The organism is Terriglobales bacterium, assembly GCA_035487355.1.
Taxonomy (GTDB): Bacteria; Acidobacteriota; Terriglobia; order Terriglobales; family Acidobacteriaceae; genus QIAW01.
This window is the reverse complement of sequence record DATHMF010000096.1, coordinates 1-2,667: the sequence shown is the minus strand read 5'-3', so window position 1 is coordinate 2,667 and position 2,667 is coordinate 1. Positions and strand designations below refer to the sequence as shown.

Below are 2,667 nucleotides of genomic sequence, written 5' to 3'. Positions count from 1 at the left end.
CAGCGACGCTAACACCGGCCATCCTCAGCCACAAGCCGAGGCGCAGCCTCATGGAAAAGGCGTCCCTTGAATGTAAACGGTCGCTGGGTTATCGAGGGACATCGTTATGAAACAACCAGTGCAGTGCCCGAAATGCAAGGGCGAGATGGTACAGGGCTTTGTGCCCGAATACTCCCGCATGGGAACCTTTGTCGGCAGCTGGCATGAGGGCCGACCCAAGAAGTCCTTTTGGACGCGGACGGAAGCTCCATTCTCAGCAATTCTCATTTTGGGCTGCCCCAAGGCGGCGGAGGGAGCGCGGGCGCGCGTACGGAGGAGAGGCGTTGGACAAGGGGACCAGAGTTCACCTGTTCGTGACAATTGTCACACAATTGTAACTTGTACTTTTCGTACCGTACCGGCATTCCTTGAGCGCATGAACGCGCGCCGCTTCGATCAATTGATCGAACGCTGGCGTTCTGTGGCGGCCGGACTCCCGGATCGGCGCACTGGCGAGAACACCCGCTACAGCATGGCCGACATCGCGCTCTCGCCCTTTGCCGTCTTTTTTACGCAATGTCCCTCCTTTCTCAGTTTCCAAGAGAACATGGAAAAGGCCCACGGCCGCAACAATGCCCGTTCTCTCTTCCGCATCGGGTGCATCCCTTGCGATAATCACATCCGCCAAACGCTCGACCCGATCGAAGCTTCTCACCTTTTCAGCCTCTTTGATGATCTGCACAACAGCTTTGCGGAAACCGGCTTGCTCGAAGCCATGCGGGCGGTGAAGCAGACCCGGCTTATCGCGGTGGATGCGACCTGGTATTTCTCCTCTCAGTCCGAGAACATCCACTGTCCCAACTGTTCCTGCATCCGGCACGCTGATGGCCAGATCACTCATTTCCACAGCGCCATCACTCCGGTGATCGTCAGCCCCGGTCATTCTCAGGTCGTGCCCTTGCGCCCCGAGTTCATCACGCCCCAGGACGGGCAGCTCAAACAGGACTGCGAAATCAACGCCGCCAAACGCTGGCTAGCGGCCCACGCGGAGCATTACTCTACAGGCAACGACACCTTGCTGGGGGACGATCTTTACGCGCATCAACCTTTCTGTCGGCAAGTGCTGCTGCACGGATTTCACTTTCTATTCACCTGCAAGCCTTCGTCCCATTCCCATCTGAACGGATGGGTAGAAGGCTTGGAAGAGGGGCGCACCCGCCACAGCTTGAAGCTGCGGGTCAAAGGCCAATCTAACCGCTGGGAACACCACCAGTATCGCTGGGCCAACAACGTGCCACTGACTGACAGCGATGATGCCTTGAAGGTCAACTGGTGCGAAGTCGCCATCACCAACGGCGAGGGAGAGTTGCTCTACCGCAACGGCTTGATCACTGACTGGGAGATCACCGCGGAGAATGTGTGCGCCTTGGTCGCCTCGGGCCGAGCGCGGTGGAAGATCGAAAACGAGAGTAACAACGTCCTCAAGACCAAGGGCTATCACCTGGAACACAACTTCGGCCATGGGAAAAAGCATCTGTCCAGTTTGTTAGTAACGATGAACCTGCTGGCCTTCGCCCTGCACACGCTTTTGGAAGTCACCGACACCAGCTATCAACTGGTCCGGGCCGCAGTGGGCGCACGACGGAAGTTCTTTGCGCACCTGGAGGCGCTGACCGCTTACTGGTATTTCGAGGGCTGGGAGCAGCTCATGGATTTTATGATGCGAGGCCAGGAGGTTGGCCCGTACGCCGTGCAAAAAACCTGAAATCAGCCTCTCTGGAGGCAGACACGCCATCAGCGCGTGAGGCTACGCATTGCCCAAATGACGCTGCACGCCGTAAAAACCGTCCTTCGCCGCGTCCTCTCTGCCCCTCTCCTACTTCCTCGTAATGCGATCACTCACACTGGCCAGATCACAATGAGAATTGCTGCCTTTTCGATCGGTGCCCTTTACGCCCTTGATTGCAGGGTGTAAGCCTTCCCGGAGTTGATGACGCGTTATCTCTCGATTTATGCGGCGTTGTGGAAGAACTCTGTGGTCCGCGAGATGGGGTTCAAGGCAAACTTCCTTTTGTGGATTGTGGTGGAGATGCTCTGGTTCGCGCTGCAACTCGGGTTCATCGCCGTCATTTACCAGCATACCGACCGCATCGCAACGTGGTCGAAGTGGGAGGTCGTCCTGCTCATTGCCGCCAGCCACTTTATCCAGCAGGTTTACACCGCATTCTTTCTGACCAACATCACGCAACTCTCCGAGTCCATTCGGACGGGGAAGCTCGATTTCATGCTCCTGTTGCCGATCAACACGCGCTTCCTGGTCTCGTTCCGCCAAGTGGACCTGGGCGGGTTCATCAACGCGGCTTCGGCGGCGGTGGTGATGGTCTACGCGCTGAGCCGTTTGGGGGTGGAGGTTACGCTGGCGCAAATAGCAGGATTCCTCTTGCTGACTCTGTGCAGTCTGTTGGTGCATTATTCGTTAATGCTCATCCTGGCCAGCACCAGCTTCTGGACGATTCGCGGCCAGGGAATCGTTTGGGGGTACTACAACCTGTTCAACATTGCCCGGATGCCGGATGCTGCGTTCCGCGGCTTCTTCAAGGTATTCTTCACCTATGCGATACCCATGTTACTGGTGGCCAATGTTCCGGCGAAGCTGCTGGCTCAGAAGCTGCAAACCCCCTGGGAGAT

At 57.1% G+C, this 2,667-nt stretch carries 1 protein-coding gene and 1 pseudogene; both read left to right on the top strand.

Features of this window, described 5'->3' with window-relative positions; all coding sequences use genetic code 11:
• Positions 1-415: 415 nt before the first annotated feature.
• Positions 416-1,654: pseudogene (locus VK738_17525) on the top strand (ISNCY family transposase).
• A 315-nt stretch (positions 1,655-1,969) separates the two neighbouring features.
• Positions 1,970-2,667, top strand: a 698-nt coding sequence (locus VK738_17520) for an ABC-2 family transporter protein (protein ID HTD24462.1), incomplete at its 3' end; no start/stop codon positions are given.